This is a genomic window from Paenibacillus terrae, from assembly GCF_005217525.1.
In the GTDB taxonomy this organism is placed as follows: Bacteria; Bacillota; Bacilli; order Paenibacillales; family Paenibacillaceae; genus Paenibacillus; species Paenibacillus terrae_C.
Map to the genome: position 1 here is coordinate 17419 of NZ_PNXQ01000011.1, position 16002 is coordinate 33420.

Sequence of the window (16002 nt, forward strand, 5' to 3'; positions counted from 1 at the left end):
CTGGAGCTATAGGCCCACAAGGCTTTCCTGGAGCTGCAGGAGCAGTAGGGGCGGCTGGGCCAACAGGAGCCACAGGTCCAACTGGTCCAGCGGGAGGTCCGGTCGGACCGACAGGTGCTACAGGAGCAGCAGGGGCGGCTGGGCCAGCGGGAGCAACCGGCGCTACAGGAGCAGCGGGAGCCACTGGCGCTACAGGAGCAGCAGGTACGGCGGGATCATCCGGAGCCACAGGTCCAACTGGTCCAGCGGGAGGTCCGGTCGGACCGACAGGTGCTACAGGAGCAGCAGGGGGTGTATTGGGATTTGCAGATTTTTTTGCCTTGATGCCTCCTGATAATGCAGCAACTGTTGCTCCGGGTACAGACGTAAGTTTTCCGCAAAATGGCCCTACCAGCGGGACTACTATTACCCGAACCGGTCCTAGCTCTTTTAATTTAGCAGCAATAGGGACTTATCAGGTGCTCTTTCAGGTTAGTGTAACCGAAGCTGGACAACTCATCTTGACACTCAATGGCGCGGATCTCGCCTATACTGTAGTTGGACGTGCAACAGGTACATCGCAAATCGTAGAAATGGCTTTAGTGCAAACGACGGTCATTAATTCCATACTGACTGTTCGAAATCCTGCTGGCAATTCCACTGCACTTACGATTACTCCTCTCGCTGGAGGAACAAGACCCGTTTCAGCACATCTTGTTATCACACAATTAGCATAGCAAGATATCTTGCATCTAGATAATCTAGAAATTTGCTATCTTTAACTGGACGGCTTTTCTTATGATCATAATTAAAAGAAGGACGTACAAACGTCCTCCTCTTCCTCCAGAGTATCCCTCGGCAGAGATAGCGGCCCGCCACGCGTGGCATTTTACAGACATCCGCTATCTCGAATTCCAGTAAACAGGAATTTTGAGGGATACGAAAATGGGAACAGCGTTTGAACAATATAATGCAACACTACAACATGAAATCACGGTAATGGAAGGCATTCAGCGTGACCTTATGGAGGTTGTTTCAGAAACCATTGACCAGCTACGCTCTATGGATGGCATGACTTTTTTGCTTAACGAACTGCTATGGTTGGAAGGGGAGGGACGAAGTGACATTCAGTTGAGTCTCGTGAAGAACAAAGGATAACACAAACACAGAGAGATTTTTGTCGTAGGAGGAATTGCTATATTGTTCACCGAATGAAATATTTGAGGTGATCGTCTTGAAGCATACATATAAAATGTTGAAAACAGACATGGAGCTATTTGGAGCGGCTTTAACCCAGGTACATGTATACGTTGTATCCGTCGATGAGGAATTACGTGTGACATTTGAGGATTATGGTGGAGTGGTGGAAGAAATTACGCCAGAGTCGGTTAGAATCGCCAGTAAAGATTTTATACGAGAACAGTTTGAATTTCGAGCAGACTTAAAGGACTCCACGGACTTGTAGCCGGGTATGGAGTCCTTTCGTTTTAGTTCCCCGCCCAAGAGAGGCTTAGGCTTTAAATTCAGCACTGCGTTCGGGGCAGTCTCATCCAAAATCCCTGCTGGCAGCGACAGCTATGTGAATAATTATAATTCTTACCTGAATAATGAGAATTATCTTCCCAATTTGTTCTTTTTGTGCGAGAATGAATGAAAAATCATTATGATTGCGCTTTACAGCACGTATAACAAGGGAGGAAATCACCATGTCAGAAGATCGCAAGCTGTCATTCGAAACACTCGCTGTCCATGCCGGACAACAAATTGATCCTACTACCTTTGCCCGCGCCGTTCCGTTATACCAAACCACCTCGTATGGATTTCGGGATGCCGAGCATGCGGCTGATTTATTTTCGCTAAAAGAGTTCGGCAACATTTATACGCGTCTGATGAATCCGACCACGGATGTGTTTGAGCAGCGGATCGCAGCTCTGGAGGGAGGGGCTGGCGCGTTGGCGACGGCTTCGGGAGCAGCGGCCATTTCCTTTTCCATCCTGAACATTGCCGGAGCAGGGGATGAAATTGTGTCGGCATCCAGTCTGTATGGCGGTACATATAATTTGTTTTCCACGACGCTACCCAAGCTGGGCATTAAGGTGCATTTTGTGGATTCGGATGACCCGGAGAACTTCCGTAAAGCCATTACGGATAAAACGAAGGCGTTATATGCCGAAACGATTGGCAATCCGCAGGGCAATGTGCTGGATGTGGAAGCTGTAGCAGCGATTGCGCATGAATACGGTATTCCGTTGATTGTGGATAACACGTTCCCAAGCCCGTACTTATTGCGTCCCATTGAATACGGAGCGGATATTGTCGTGCATTCTGCGACGAAGTTCATTGGCGGACACGGAACGTCCATCGGTGGGGTGATCGTAGACAGTGGCAAGTTTGACTGGAAAGCAAGTGGCCGTTTCCCTGGACTGACCGAGCCAGACCCGAGCTATCATGGGGTTGTATACACTGAGGCGGTGGGGCCTATTGCATATATTATCAAGGCGCGGGTACAACTGCTGCGTGATTTGGGGGCAGCTATTTCACCGTTCAACTCATGGTTGCTGCTTCAGGGCTTGGAGACACTCCATCTGCGGCTGGAAAGACATAGCCAGAATGCTCTGAAGGTAGCGCAATATCTTGAAAACCACAAGGATGTGGAGTGGGTCAGCTACACCGGATTGCCAAGCCATCCATCCTACGAGTTAGCCCAAAAATACTTGCCGAAGGGGCAAGGGGCGATCCTGACCTTCGGCATCAAAGGCGGCAGTCAGGCGGGAAGCAAGCTGATTGAAAATGTGAAGCTATTTTCCCATCTGGCGAATGTAGGTGATTCCAAATCTCTGATCATTCATCCGGCTAGCACAACGCATCAGCAGTTGAATGCGGAGGAACAGGTTGCTGCCGGAGTCAAGCCAGAGCTGTTGCGTTTGTCCGTCGGGACGGAAGCGATAGACGATATTTTGTACGATTTGGAGCAGGCGATCGCGGCCAGCCAGCAGTAGTTAAGTGAGCAGAGGCCAGAGTCGTTGGTTTGTGGTTAATCAGGTGGGGGGCAACCTCCACCTTTTTTGGCGTCTAGGTTATGGAGAAATAGCATTGACAACATACCCCCATAGGTATATATTATACCCCATAGGGTATATAAGGAGGAAGAAGAAATGGGCAGAAAGATAGTTATTATTGGTGGGGTAGCAGGTGGAGCTTCTGCTGCGGCGAGATTGCGTAGATGGAACGAGGAAGACGAGATTATAATGTTTGAGCGCGGAGAGCATGTTTCTTTTGCGAACTGTGGTCTTCCTTACTATATTGGCGGCACGATCCATGCGCGGGAGAAGCTGTTTCTCCAGACACCTCAAGGGATTCGGGAGCGTTTTAATATAGATGTACGGGTGCTCACCGAAGTAATCGAAATAGACCGGGAGCAGAAGCTCATTCGCTTTCGTGATGTGATGACAGGGAAAAAGGGAGCGCAACCGTACGATATGGTGGTTTTGTCGCCAGGTGCCAGACCGATGATACCGGATATTCCAGGATTAAACGAAGCCACTAATCTATTTACGCTAAGAAATATTCCTGACACGGACGTGATTAAGGCATATGTAGATGAAAAGCATCCGCGACATGCCACTGTCATCGGCGGCGGATTTATCGGGCTGGAGATGGCTGAGAATCTGCGGGAGCGAGGACTTGCGGTAACGATTATCGACCAAGGAGAACAATTGCTTCATCCGCTAGATCCTGAAATGGCTAGACTGGTGGAACAGCATATGAAGCTGAACGGGGTGGAGGTGCGTTTAAAGGAAGGGGTCGCGGCTTTTGCAGATCAGGGTACACGGCTCCGTTTGGCTTCCGGAGGTATGCTTCAGACGGATTTGGTTATTCTTGCGATTGGTGTTGTTCCCGAAAATGAGCTGGCCAAGCAAAGCGGACTGAAGCTTGGTTTTCGCGGGGCTATTCAGGTGAACGCCCAACTGCAAACCAGTGATCCGGCCATTTATGCGGTAGGCGACGCCATTCAGGTCAAGGATCGCAATCACGGTTTTGCAACGATGGTATCGCTGGCTTGGGGAGCCAATCGGCAGGGGCGTTTGGTGGCGGATCATATGAACGGCCAGGCCATTTCTTATGATGGCGCGCTCGGAACGTCCGTGATTAAGACGTTTGCCTTGACAGCAGCATCTACAGGCAATAATGAAAAAACATTGCTGCGGCTGGGTGTTCCCTATAAGGCTGTTCATATTCATCCTGCTTCGCATGCAGGTTATTATCCTGGGGCATCGCCCATTTCCATGAAGCTGCTCTTTAACCCGGAAACAGGAATGATATACGGGGCACAGGCCGTTGGAGCAGATGGGGTAGACAAAAGAATTGATGTGATTGCAACCGCCATTCGTGGACATTTGGGGGTGCGTGAGTTGGCTGATATCGAACTTGCTTATGCACCTCCGTATTCTTCAGCCAAAGATCCTGTCAATATGGCTGGTTATGTGGCTTCGAATATCATGGATGGGCTGGTCCACACGATGCAATGGCATGAAGTCGATGATTTTTACCGCACAGGCGGTGTTATTATTGATGTCAGGGATGAGGTGGAATTGCAAGCAGGAGTCATCCCGGGTTCTATCCATATTCCTTTGGCAGAGCTGAGAGGACGAATGTCGGAAATCCCCCATGATCAAGAGATCGCGGTATCCTGTCAGGTCGGCTTGCGGGGCTATATTGCGGCTCGAATGCTGACCCAATACGGATATCAGGTGAGAAACGTTGATGGTGGCTACAAGACATATTCAGTTATGGCTGAACGGAATTCTGATTCTGATCTGCCTATAGGGAGTGAGGAGGACGAGGAAGCTAAAGATGGGTCTGGCGTTCCTTCGAGAGTTGGGGAAGAATTCGTAGGTCCCCACACAGAGCCGATCCTGCTGGATGCTTGTGGATTGCAATGTCCCGGTCCTATTCTCAAGGTATATGAAGCCGTTAAGGCTATGGAAGAAGGACAAAAACTGGAGGTTATAGCAACCGATTTCGGTTTTGCGAGAGATATTGAAGCATGGTGCCTTAAAACCGGGAATACGCTGGAATCTCTGGGAGTGTCTCATGACAAGGTTAAGGCTGTAGTGCGCAAAACAGTTCAAGGACGGCGGTTTTTAAAATAGTTCATAACCCATCCAATGTGATTGAGATAGTCTGTCACTTCGCCGTGCAGGGCACCAAAAAAAGTATCCTGAAGCTCTACGTCAACGGTACCTTTTTTCGCCAGTGCATGGTAAGCCTGCTTAAGCTCCTCTTCGCTGTCAAAGTCGAGAATGATTTGTACATGCTGCGCTTTCAGCGGTTTACCGTAGGAATCGGAAAAATGGATGTGACTGCTGCCCAGGTGAAGCTCAGCGTGTAAAAGCCTGCCTTCCTGCTTGTTCAGTACTTTAATTTCTCCGCCCAAAACAGACTGATAATAATCCACCGTTTGCTGGACATCGTTTACAATGACAAAAGGACTTGCGCTTCTCATGGGTTCATCTCCTTCGAGGTCTTTATGTCGTTAGTATACATTATTTACGTTGCTGACAGAGTTTACCCCTTTTCATTTCAAATTATGGCTTGGTTCACTGTGTGACGTCTGTTACAATAGAAGGGACATTTACGAATGGATAGAAAAAAGATCGGACGGTGAGCATTTGTATGCTGTGGGAAGCGACTATATATTTTGTGATTTTGGTAATTTCTGCTCTAAGCGTGATTGCGGTATCAGGTAGCCGGAGGACTGCGAGTACCATTCTTCTGGTGCCCATCGTTTTATTTTGTACGATATTTATGGTGCAAGGTTCAGTACTTACAGCGGTGAAGCACCCGACGATGGGAGCTAATGTGGGTTCGGGAATGGCATTTTTAACAACTTGGGTAGTTACCGGAATATTGTTTGCTGTGACGATTGTGATTACTTTCGTTAAATATAGCAGGAAGAACAAGGCGTAATTCAGCCTTAACCTCAGATGAATCAGGGCTTGCGGTCATTTGCCGAAAGCCCTTTTTGTATTTAATTAGCATGTATCGATTTACCTCAAGAAGATCCCTGTTGTGGAGTGTATGGAAAAAAACAGGTCCGGGTTCCAAAAAGAGGTTTACAGGATTAGTTGGGAAGTGTATACATATAGTAAGGAGGCGATTGCTATGAGTGATCGTGCATTTCATTTGTTCTATATTATTTTCCTGACGGTTCTGGCATTAGGAAGCGTTGGTGGAATCGTCTGGTGGCTGCGTTCTGTCGGTCGGCAGGAGAAAGAAAAAAACTGAATTTGAACCGGACCGTAAAAGTCCAAAATGCAGCTTCCAGTAGGAGGGTGCATTTTTATGTGCTATAATGGGAACATATGTTCTTTATAGTGGGAGGAAAGATGATGTTGCCTGATTTGGAACGAAAGCTGTTACGAATTTTGTATAACTATTTTGCCCAGCATCGCCATATGCCGACGATGACCGAATTGACCGTCAAAACGGGGAAGAGGGACAGTGAGATTACAGCCGCTTTGCGGCATATGGAACAGGAGCGTTATATTACATGGGAAAATAACTCCAGTACTCAGCATGTGGTTTTACTGGAAGGATGGGAGCGGCCTTCGACGGATCGAGTCACCCGCCCGGAAACAGGGCGATCAACTACGCCAACCACGCCGCTGGGCGGCACGGAATACTGGACGAATTATTAGAGTAGAACACATAGCTGGAAAATTAATGAGTTTTTAAGGTGCATATCATTTAGTTTTAAGAAAGGGGGACTATAATGACCCTATTAACCCCTTTTTGATCAAGCTATAGGCCCTGCCGATGTATCGGAAGGGTCATTTTTTTGTTCATAGATGCTCTCGGCGGTGCTACTGGATATATATATGGACACTAAAAATCCCCCGGGGATCATCCGGAGGATGGGTGCAGCTTGCGTATACTGCACGGCCTGCTCGAACTTCATGGTTCGACGGCATCATATATGTTCAACCCCTGCTGCCTTGCATAATATGGTCAGCATGTTCATAAGGGGCAGTCCGATTCCACTGCTCATTTTCCAAACGACAAAAGCCCTACCTCTCTTTCGTCCTTGCGGCTCCGATGACCGCGCCAGTGTGAATGTGAAAATCTTCGGCAAAAGCTCAAAATTCTACATTAGGGTTATACATAAAATTTGGAGAAGCTCCATGCGGTGATTAGGAGTAATAGCTTGTTGCGCGGAATCCTATGGGGTTTAATACATACTTTAATAGTATAGCAAGAACGATTCTAAAATGCAAGTTTGCAATTTCTTCGCCTCGTGAAGAGCAGAGGCAGCATGTTGCGCAATTAAATGTTTACACTCGCAAGTGAGATATGTAGACGAACGTAAGTGTTTCAATCTATATATGGTTGATTAAAAGGCGCTTATAGGATTTGTGCAGATTACTCAAGCAAGAAGGTTAACTTTTGCCGACCGGACTCCGATATTGAATAAACAAGATGTTTTGTGAGTGTACGGATGAAAAGAGGGGTAGCATTTTGCCGATCTATAAGCGTTTTATTCAGTATGTTATCCTGAACTATATTATAGGATCGTTTATCGCTGTTCTGTTGGTAGGCGCGATTTTTATATTTTCCACGTTAAATGTAGCCCGTTATGAATTTTTAGGTCTTATGAAGATCATTGCTTTTTCCAGTATCATTATGATTGTATGTGAAACGCTGGTATTTCGGATGCATCTGAGACCAGTTCGTCATTTTTTTCTGGATGAGTGGACGACGTTCGAGGATGTAGAAGCGATGTATATACGGATTCACCGTCTGCCTAATCTTTCTGTGTTACGTATTATGGGACCGCATTTGCTCGGTTTTTCCATCCCGGCAGCTGGTATAGCTATATGGATGATTCATACCGGACAGCTCACCTTGCCCTTCTATTATGTGGGGATTGCCTGTATAGGGGCTTGTCTGGTCGCTTCAATGCACGCGATGATTGAATTTTTCCTGACAATGAGGGCGATCCGTCCGTTGCTGGTAGAAATTAGAGACCGGACTTATCAGAAACATGGAATTAACCTATCGCTTCGGGGACGGGTGTTACTATCACTCCGGCACAAATTTCAGTTGAGTGCAACGTTGATTGGTGCATTTCCGCTTTTTTTGTTTTGCCTGGCTACGCAGATTCGGCTGGAACGTCTGGATGAAGCACTTTCCAACTCCTATTGGCTATGGGCGGGCACGATTTTACTATTTGGTGTGGCCTTTGCTTATCTGGGAGGATGGCTGTTAACCCGTGAGATTGAGCAGCCGATTCACCATTTGCTGGAAAAGATGAATGAAGTGAAGGAAGGATGTCTGAACGATAAGGCTAATGATTTGTACTCTGACGAGTTTGCGAAGCTGGTTGAAGGCTTTAACATCATGGTCGAGGGATTGAAGGAACGGGAAGACAAGAATAGTCAGCTATTGGAAAGCTATTTTACCACCTTGGCGGCAGCGCTGGATGCGAGAGATACCTATACCGCAGGGCATTCTTTGCGTGTGGCTGAATATTCGGTGATTATTGGGCGAAGAGGCGGCTTGAACGAGACGGAGCTTGACCTTTTGCGCAAAACAGCATTGCTGCATGATATAGGCAAAATCGGTGTGGCCGATGCCGTGCTGCTCAAGGATGATCAGCTGACGGACGAGGAATTTGACCAGATTAAAATGCACCCGGTTATGGGAGAAAGCATTCTCCGCCAAGTGGAGCCGGCATATGCCATGGCCCCTTATTTGCCCGGCGTGCGTTCGCACCATGAGCGTTATGATGGCAAAGGATATCCAGACCAACTCTGCGGAGAAGATATCCCGTTATTTGGGAGGATCATTGCCGTAGCGGATGCGTATGATGCGATGACGTCTGACCGCCCATATCGGAAGGGTATGCCTAAAGAAAAAGCGATTATGATATTGGAAGAGGGAAAAGGAACCCAGTGGGACCCTTACTTTGCCGAATTATTTGTCGATGAATGGCGCCGGAACAAAGGCATCATGAGTTGACCCTATACTGTGTATCCACTAGGGCGAGCCGTTGCGGTTCGCTTTTTGTATATAGAGATGTACGCTCTTTAGGCATGTCGAAGGCTGAAGCTTCATGTTATGATATACGAGAACGGCAAAAGTGGTCTGCATAGGCCTGGCATCCAATTTTTCGCGCTATGGGAGTGTGAGTCCATGCAATTTTCAATGATGTTTCTAATGAATCTGGGGATGCTGATTGCCGTTGCCTATGTGGCGAACGTAATTTATAAATATGGGTTAAGCCGTACCTCTTCGCAATTTAAATATATTAGTTCAGTACTGCTGGTGGTATTTGGCGGATGGGTTAGCTCTTGCTTCGGTTTTAACTTTAGCGAGACGGTTATTTTTGATCTGCGCTTTGTGCCGTTAATTATCGCGGCGTTGGTATATCCCCGCTCCTATACGCTTATTATTATCGGGGTAGCGATCGGGCTTACAAGATTTACCTTCGGTGTGAATATGGCGGCGTGGGCCGGTTTTCTGAATATGAGCATTCTGGGCGTGCTGTGCGCCGGGTTGAACTACTGGATGCGCCGTTCCACCTGCCGTCTGATTATTAAGGCATCGGTGACCATTTTAGCGGTTAATATCGTAAATACGTTGAATATTGCCTTTCTGGGCGTCATTCCATGGCACTATTATGTGGCGGAAGTTGTCCCTCTCACTTTGCCTATCGGCATTGTGCTCAGCTTTTTATTTGCGCTGATTTTACGTGATTTTCAGATGGAGCAGATGCGTAATTATCAGATTATACAGGCGAATCAGCTATTATCGGAACAGCGCGATGAGTTACAGAAGACGAAAATCATTTTGGAAGAACGGGCCAAGCAGTTAATGGTGGCTTCCCAATATAAATCCGATTTTTTGGCAACGATGTCGCATGAACTGCGTACACCACTTAATAGCATTATTAATCTGGCGCAGATTATCAACGAGCAGGGAAAAGAACTGGATGAGGACGAGCTTTACCAGTACAGCGAGCTGATCTATGCCTCTGGGCATGATTTGCTCCAGTTGATCAATGACATTCTGGACTTGTCTAAAGTCGAGGCTGGACGAATGGAAATCGTCAGTGAGCCGGTCAGCGTGCGCGAGATTGCGCAGGTGATGATGATGCATTTTGAAGTCACTGCTAAGGACAAGAAGCTTGAATTCAGCTTGAAGGAGCAGGGCGATATACCGAATGAAATTCGATCCGACCCCAAGCGTGTACAGCAAATTTTGCGCAACCTGTTGTCTAATGCTTTTAAGTTCACTCATGAAGGCTGTGTACTGCTGGAAATCAGCACTCAGCATCTGGAAGGGAAGGAACAGGAGGGAGATTGGGTTGTATTTGCGGTAAAAGATACGGGCATCGGTATTTCCAAGCTTCAGCAGCATGTTATTTTTGGGGCATTCCAGCAGGCAAACGGTTCCATTAACCGCAAATATGGAGGAACCGGACTGGGACTGTCGATTAGTCGTGATTTATCCCGCTTGTTGGGCGGTTTTATCCGTTTGGAGAGTGAGGAGGACAAGGGAAGCACCTTTTCCCTGTACCTGCCCATGTGTCCGTCTGAAAGCAAGGAGGCGGGTGAACAGCCGTTTAAACTAGCCTAATAACACAGGTGCAGGATCAGGTAGGTTACACAGGCATAAAGGAGGTCTATCGTGGAACGTAAAGCGGTCGTTGTGGGTGCAACGGGGCTTGTCGGGGGTTATGTTGTACGGGAGCTGCTGGTGCAAAAGGAATACAGCCGCGTCATGGTTGTGGGCAGACGTCCGCTGGAAATCAAGCATCCCAAGCTGGAGCAGGCACTCATCGACTGGGAGCAGCCGCAGGAAGCGGCGTCTGCCTTCGAGGGGGTTGCTGATGTTTTTTGCTGCCTCGGGACGACGATGAAAAAGGCTGGCTCCAGGGAGCAGTTTCGTCAGGTGGATCTGGACTATCCGGTTCTGACCGCCCGGTTGGGCAAAGAGGCCGGTGCGGTGCAGATGCTCGCCATCTCCTCAATGGGAGCGGACCCGGAATCGCGCGTGTTTTACAACCGTACGAAGGGTGAGGCTGAGGAGGCACTTGCCGATATTGGCTTGCCTGCGTTGCATCTGTTCCGTCCGTCGCTGATTTTAGGCACAAGGTCCGAACGTCGTTTTGGCGAAGCCGCCGCGGCTGTCGTGATGAAGGCACTGGATGGCGTGATGGCGGGCAGACTGGCTTCCTACCGCGCCATCCCGGCCTCGGTGATCGCACGGGCTATGGTACGAATCGCTCTCGCGCATGCGAGCGGCGTACATATTTATCCGAATGAAATCATTCGGGTCATCGGAGCTGAGCTGACACCCGGTGAGGGTGATTCAGGGACAGAGCGTAACAGTCATTAATACGGAATAGTGGCTTTGGACTTACCGTGCTATAATACGGAGAATCAGGATCAGGAAGGAGAATTCAACCCATATGAAAAAAACAATTGCTACTGAAAAAGCGCCCGGCGCTATTGGGCCCTATAGCCAGGCTGTAGAGGCGGGCGGTTTTATTTACACCTCGGGACAGCTTGGACTGAATCCGGCGACAGGTGAGTTTGGTAAGGATGTACAGGAGCAGGCTCGTCTGTCCTTGAGCAACGTACAAGCTATTCTGGAAGCGGCTGGAAGCAGCCTGAACCAAGTTGTGAAAGCGACCGTATTCCTGAAAGATATGAACGACTTTGTCAGTGTAAATGAAGTGTACAGCTCTTTCTTCGAGCAGCCGTATCCGGCTCGTAGTGCGGTGGAGGTAGCACGTCTGCCGAAGGATGCGCTGGTAGAGATTGAAGTTATCGCCCTGAAAGGCGAATAGGCTACAGGAACAGAAAAGAACTTCCAAAATCCACACTTGATGTAGAAATGGAAGTTCTTTTCTGCGTGTGTTATACGTGATGAGATTCCTTTAGTCCCGGTCCCGGTTACGGGCAAAGAACAGCCATAGCGAGTACACCAGGATGATTGCGGCCAGAATGAATGCAGCCAGCCGCACGTTTTCATTGCTTGGATGCTCGATGGCGATGGCGACATAAGCCCACACAAACACAAGTGGATAAATGCTGTCACGATACGGGAAGCTGACCATGATGGCGAGCACAGTACCAACGACCAGGATAATGATCGCCCAGGTAGTATCGCTGATCCCCCAGCCGCTCCATTCGTTCTTTTTCAGTGCCACCGTGATGTTGATGATCGTAGCGACGGTTACCCAGCCAAGGTTCAGACTGAACGGCAGCTTAACGAACCACATTTCCCCGAGGGTGGGTTGCGGCGTACGAGTGCGTACATATACGACAGCCAGAGAGAGCAAGTAAAGTATAATGACGATCACACACAACTCTACATATACATACTGCCACAAAAAAATCCAGATGATGTTAAAGATACAGCTTAAAATAAAGAAAATCCCGATAGACTGGACGCTCGTCTTGTTTTGTCCTGCCGATGTGGCCTGATACACAACAAAACAGCCCAGCAGCAAGTAAATAACCGACCAGATGGAAAAGGCATAACCCGCAGGTGTCAGCAAAGTAGGATACATGTTGGATACAGCAGCAGTGCTTCTTCCGCCGATGGGCAGTGTGGAAGCCAGAATGTTAACGACGATGACAGCAATAAAGGCAAGGATATTCCACCATTTGAATGGGTGACTTCGTGACATAGGGGCATCTCCTCCTATATGAATCATAAACCGTGGAATGACCGACTGGTCACAATCTTCTACTATGAATATACCCACTTTGCTTCCAAACAAGTCCTATCTGCAAAAAGTTTCACGATACAGGAAGAATGAATAGTGGCACAGCACTGAGATAGCTAAAACGCTGTCAGGTAGGAGGACTAAACGGGAACTATTTGACTTTATATGAACTTATTATTATACTGTGGTTGTTGAAGCCACTGTATTTAAGTAAGCAATTACACATGCTTCATGAGTAAAGTAAACTAAAGTAAAGTTACCTTGAATTCGTATTCGGTATCATGGTAACAGCTTATATCCGTCTGATCTGATTTCATTTAAAGGAGAGAATACCCAATGAATCCGAAATATAAACCGTTATTTGAAGCTTTTACCCTGCCATCCGGCGTTACATTGAAAAATCGTATTACGATGGCACCTATGACCAACTTTGCGTCTCATGAAAATGGTGAGGTCAGTGACCAGGAGTTGGCTTACTACCGTGAACGTTCCGGCGGTGTAGGTGCGGTCATTACCGCTTGCGTGTACGTGACTCCAGATGGTAAAGGCTTTGTAAATGAGTTTGGTGCGGACAAGGATGAAATGATTCCGAGCCTGCGCCGTCTGGCTGATACGATTCATCAGGAGGGTGCAAAAGCGATTCTGCAAATTTATCATGGCGGTCGTTTGTGCCCACCGGATCAAATACCGGATGGACAGCCGATCAGCGCAAGCGCGGTTGCTGAGGAAAAAGAAGGCGCACCTGTGCCGCGTGAAATGACCACCGATGATATTCACCGTGTTATCCGTGCCTATGGCGAAGCGACTCGCCGCGCGATTGAAGCGGGCTATGACGGTGTCGAGCTTCACGGCGCGAACGGTTATCTGGTGCAGCAGTTCTTCTCCCCGCATTCCAACCTTCGTACCGACGAATGGGGAGGAAGCCTTGAGAAACGCTTGACCTTCCCGCTGGCGGTTGTTCATGAAGTGAAGAAAGTGATCGCAGAGCATGCGAAGCAGCCGTTCGTTTTCGGCTATCGCTTGTCTCCCGAAGAGGGACACACGCCAGGCATTACATTGGACGATACGCTCGTGCTCGTAGACCGCTTGGCGGATCAAGGGCTGGATTACCTGCATATTTCCGTTAATCATTTCTTCGGCGGGTCCATTCGTGACCGCAGTGCAGAACAATCCCGTACCGTTATCATTCATGAAAAGGTAGGTGACCGTGTGCCTGTCATGGGCGTCGGCTCGCTGAATATGCCGGACGAAGCTCTCGGCGCACTGGAGACAGGTGTACCGCTGGTTTCACTGGGACGTCCGCTTCTGATGGAGCCGCAATGGGTTCAGAAGGTGCAAAACGGAACAGAAGATACGATCCGCACGACATTGTCCAAGCAAGCTCAACAGGAACTGGTCATTCCAGACTACCTGTGGGGTGCGTTGACGACGATACCTGGCTGGATGCCTGTTACAGACTAAATCCCGAATGAAATGGATGATAATACCGATAATACCCTGGGTTGCTTCCATACACCCAGGGTATTATACTGTTCTGTGGCTGCATGCATACGAAAAACAGAGAAAGAAGGAAAATGATAATGTTACATGAAGCTAATGGTTTGTTCTCAATAGAGTCCACCCATCCGGGTCTACAGATTCGTCTTTTACAAGTAAGTGATGCAGAACGATTATTGGAGATTAGACGCGAAAATTTTGATTTTTTTAAGCCATTTGAGCCGGAACGGCCTGAAATTTACTTTACGCTGGAGGAACAGGCCCGCCTGATCTCCATTGGCCTTGAGGCTGCTCAAGCCGGGCAGGGATATACGTTTGGACTTTTTTTGCCGGAAAAGGATAAGCTGATCGGCAGAATGGAGCTATCGGGCGTAGCCAGAGGCCCTTTTCAAAATGCGAATCTAGGGTACTTCGTAGATCCTGCACATCACGGACAAGGCTACGCTACCTCAGCAGTAAAGGATATTGTACGTTACGCCATCAATGAATTGGGATTGCACCGCATTCAGGCCGGGGTTATGCCAAGAAATACGCCATCCAATCGAGTAATGGAAAAGGCCGGATTTCGCCAGGAAGGGCTGGCTTTGAACTATTTGAAAATTAATGGTGTCTGGGAAGATCATGTGCTGTATGCGCTAACGGCTGAGGATCTACAGAATGGCGTCTTCTGAACTCGCCGGGTGTTACGCCCTCCAGTTTTTTGAATACCTTGCCAAAATATTTTTCGTCCTGATAACCAACCATACCGGCAATATGATGAAGGCGGAGCTTGTCATTTAACAGCAGCAGCTTCGCTTTGTCCATCCTGATCCGACATAGATACTCGGACAGATTAACGCCGTATTCCTGCTTGAATTTACGAGAAATATATTCTCGACTGAGATAAAAACGGCTCGCCATATCCTGTAGGGAAATGTCCTCATCGTAATGAGCATCCAGAAAGCGGGCAATATCACGGATAACAGGATTGCTGGGGCTATGGCTTGGTGTAAGTGCCTGCCCGGCTGCCAGCAGTCGGTTTTCGATCTGCTTCTGCCATAGACTCAGGGATAGCGAGCCCCGGTTGTCGATCGGCAGTGCAGGGATAGAGCCGTGCTCGTCTGCCAGTTCCTCGTCCGCTGCATCTCCGGGTCTGTCATTCAGCCAACGTGCCAGCATCCAGTCCAACTCCTGATTCCAGCCGACCAGCTGCTCAGCTGTAAGCGAAGGCAGCTCGGCTACGGCTGATATCCAGCGGCCAGCCGCCGCAGCTATACGACTGGCGTTGCAGCTAAGCGCACTAAGCCGAAGCTCTTCCTCCATCTCGGGTAGCTGGGGAAGACGCACCGCTTGTCGTGCTAGAGAGCTGTTGTGCAGCCAGTCTGCTGCTTGCAGCACATCTCGTTTCCACAGTGCTTGCCGTGCTTCCTGGTAGGCTGTGGCCGCCGCCACGGGAAAGGCACCGAAAGAGCCGATTCCAATGTGCATATAGCACCGCAACGCCGTTCTTATCCCAGTGTGGATATCCTGCAAGAGCAGCGGCCAGCGGGACGGTTCGCCCCAATACAGCAGAATAATTTCGTCCATGCGCTCCAGATGGCGGAACGCAATCCCGGTTTGGGAATTCCCAAGAAACTCGTTGCAGATGTTCATCAGGGAAAAGCCCAGAAGCGTGTGCCGCGTCTTGTATTTGTCCAGCATGTCGGCATCCAGTTGAGTGGTGCTCATCACAGCTGCATTGCACATATGAATAGCCGCAGGAAGATGCAGTTCCTCACGTAAAGGCGTGATGGAAAGATGGGTAT

At 48.6% G+C, this 16002-nt stretch carries 16 protein-coding genes and 1 pseudogene; 14 read left to right on the plus strand and 3 right to left on the minus strand.

From position 1 onward, the window contains the following. From C1I60_RS25470 to C1I60_RS08960, 5 genes and pseudogenes are all read left to right on the plus strand, one after another. Positions 1–716, plus strand: a pseudogene (locus tag C1I60_RS25470) (collagen-like protein); the annotation flags it as partial. 193 nt (positions 717–909) lie between these two features. Then, complete coding sequence (locus C1I60_RS08945; protein ID WP_212734452.1) at positions 910–1137, plus strand: hypothetical protein; 228 nt, start codon at positions 910–912, stop codon at positions 1135–1137. Between the two features lie 94 nt (positions 1138–1231). Then, complete coding sequence (locus tag C1I60_RS08950; protein WP_434784382.1) at positions 1232–1444, plus strand: hypothetical protein; 213 nt, start codon at positions 1232–1234, stop codon at positions 1442–1444. 241 nt (positions 1445–1685) lie between these two features. Then, positions 1686–2978: a homocysteine synthase gene (locus tag C1I60_RS08955; RefSeq protein WP_137061406.1), complete on the plus strand. Its 1293-nt coding sequence runs from the start codon at positions 1686–1688 to the stop codon at positions 2976–2978. A gap of 156 nt (positions 2979–3134) precedes the next feature. Further along, positions 3135–5132 carry an FAD-dependent oxidoreductase gene (locus tag C1I60_RS08960; RefSeq protein ID WP_170970766.1) on the plus strand — a complete coding sequence of 666 codons (1998 nt, stop codon included), beginning with the start codon at positions 3135–3137 and terminating at the stop codon, positions 5130–5132. Here C1I60_RS08960 and C1I60_RS08965 read toward each other — a convergent pair. Continuing rightward, complete coding sequence (locus C1I60_RS08965) at positions 5108–5485, minus strand: VOC family protein (RefSeq protein ID WP_137061407.1); 378 nt, start codon at positions 5483–5485, stop codon at positions 5108–5110. The two genes, C1I60_RS08960 and C1I60_RS08965, sit on opposite strands and share 25 nt — an antisense overlap. Before the next feature lie 302 nt (positions 5486–5787). On the opposite strand from C1I60_RS08965, the gene C1I60_RS25475 reads away from it, so the two are divergent. From C1I60_RS25475 to C1I60_RS08995, 7 genes are all read left to right on the plus strand, one after another. Next, positions 5788–5949, plus strand: a complete 162-nt coding sequence (locus C1I60_RS25475) for a hypothetical protein (RefSeq protein WP_252361642.1) — start codon at positions 5788–5790, stop codon at positions 5947–5949. Between the two features lie 195 nt (positions 5950–6144). Beyond that, the gene (locus C1I60_RS26135; RefSeq protein ID WP_264083493.1) at positions 6145–6267 is read left to right on the plus strand and encodes a hypothetical protein; all 123 of its coding nucleotides are present in this window, start codon (positions 6145–6147) and stop codon (positions 6265–6267) included. A gap of 104 nt (positions 6268–6371) precedes the next feature. After that, positions 6372–6680, plus strand: coding sequence for a LexA family transcriptional regulator (locus tag C1I60_RS08975; RefSeq protein WP_137061409.1), 309 nt, complete (start codon positions 6372–6374; stop codon positions 6678–6680). An 817-nt stretch (positions 6681–7497) separates the two neighbouring features. Further along, positions 7498–9000 (plus strand): HD-GYP domain-containing protein, encoded by a 1503-nt coding sequence (locus C1I60_RS08980; protein ID WP_137061410.1) that lies wholly within the window; start codon positions 7498–7500, stop codon positions 8998–9000. Positions 9001–9174: 174 nt separating this feature from the next. Then, the gene (locus C1I60_RS08985; protein WP_137061411.1) at positions 9175–10620 is read left to right on the plus strand and encodes an ATP-binding protein; all 1446 of its coding nucleotides are present in this window, start codon (positions 9175–9177) and stop codon (positions 10618–10620) included. 51 nt (positions 10621–10671) lie between these two features. Then, positions 10672–11382 (plus strand): NAD(P)H-binding protein, encoded by a 711-nt coding sequence (locus C1I60_RS08990; RefSeq protein ID WP_137061412.1) that lies wholly within the window; start codon positions 10672–10674, stop codon positions 11380–11382. Positions 11383–11455: 73 nt separating this feature from the next. Further along, a complete protein-coding gene (locus C1I60_RS08995) occupies positions 11456–11836 on the plus strand; it encodes a RidA family protein (protein ID WP_014279543.1) in 381 nt (126 codons plus the stop codon). 90 nt (positions 11837–11926) lie between these two features. Here C1I60_RS08995 and C1I60_RS09000 read toward each other — a convergent pair whose 3' ends face one another. Next, positions 11927–12682: a TspO-related membrane protein gene (locus C1I60_RS09000; RefSeq protein WP_137061413.1), complete on the minus strand. Its 756-nt coding sequence runs from the start codon at positions 12680–12682 to the stop codon at positions 11927–11929. Between the two features lie 375 nt (positions 12683–13057). Here C1I60_RS09000 and C1I60_RS09005 point away from each other — a divergent pair, with 375 nt between their 5' ends. Both C1I60_RS09005 and C1I60_RS09010 read left to right on the plus strand, forming a co-directional pair. Continuing rightward, a complete protein-coding gene (locus tag C1I60_RS09005; RefSeq protein WP_137061414.1) occupies positions 13058–14182 on the plus strand; it encodes an NADH-dependent flavin oxidoreductase in 1125 nt (374 codons plus the stop codon). Between the two features lie 119 nt (positions 14183–14301). Next, entirely contained in the window at positions 14302–14889 is a 588-nt protein-coding gene (locus C1I60_RS09010; RefSeq protein WP_137061587.1) for a GNAT family N-acetyltransferase, read from the plus strand. Here C1I60_RS09010 and C1I60_RS09015 read toward each other — a convergent pair. Continuing rightward, positions 14819–16002, minus strand: a 1184-nt coding sequence (locus tag C1I60_RS09015; protein ID WP_252361643.1) for a helix-turn-helix transcriptional regulator, incomplete at its 5' end; no start/stop codon positions are given. The two genes, C1I60_RS09010 and C1I60_RS09015, sit on opposite strands and share 71 nt — an antisense overlap.

Excerpts from the sequence above, each read along its gene's own strand:
- C1I60_RS08950 (WP_434784382.1), top strand. The coding sequence starts at position 1,232 with ATGTTGAAAACAGACATGGAGCTATTTGGAGCGGCTTTAACCCAGGTA.
- C1I60_RS08955 (WP_137061406.1), top strand. The coding sequence starts at position 1,686 with ATGTCAGAAGATCGCAAGCTGTCATTCGAAACACTCGCTGTCCATGCC.
- C1I60_RS08960 (WP_170970766.1), top strand. The coding sequence starts at position 3,135 with ATGGGCAGAAAGATAGTTATTATTGGTGGGGTAGCAGGTGGAGCTTCT.
- C1I60_RS08965 (WP_137061407.1), bottom strand. The coding sequence starts at position 5,485 with ATGAGAAGCGCAAGTCCTTTTGTCATTGTAAACGATGTCCAGCAAACG.
- C1I60_RS25475 (WP_252361642.1), top strand. The coding sequence starts at position 5,788 with ATGGTGCAAGGTTCAGTACTTACAGCGGTGAAGCACCCGACGATGGGA.
- C1I60_RS26135 (WP_264083493.1), top strand. The coding sequence starts at position 6,145 with ATGAGTGATCGTGCATTTCATTTGTTCTATATTATTTTCCTGACGGTT.
- C1I60_RS08975 (WP_137061409.1), top strand. The coding sequence starts at position 6,372 with ATGTTGCCTGATTTGGAACGAAAGCTGTTACGAATTTTGTATAACTAT.
- C1I60_RS08985 (WP_137061411.1), top strand. The coding sequence starts at position 9,175 with ATGCAATTTTCAATGATGTTTCTAATGAATCTGGGGATGCTGATTGCC.
- C1I60_RS08995 (WP_014279543.1), top strand. The coding sequence starts at position 11,456 with ATGAAAAAAACAATTGCTACTGAAAAAGCGCCCGGCGCTATTGGGCCC.
- C1I60_RS09000 (WP_137061413.1), bottom strand. The coding sequence starts at position 12,682 with ATGTCACGAAGTCACCCATTCAAATGGTGGAATATCCTTGCCTTTATT.
- C1I60_RS09005 (WP_137061414.1), top strand. The coding sequence starts at position 13,058 with ATGAATCCGAAATATAAACCGTTATTTGAAGCTTTTACCCTGCCATCC.
- C1I60_RS09010 (WP_137061587.1), top strand. The coding sequence starts at position 14,302 with ATGTTACATGAAGCTAATGGTTTGTTCTCAATAGAGTCCACCCATCCG.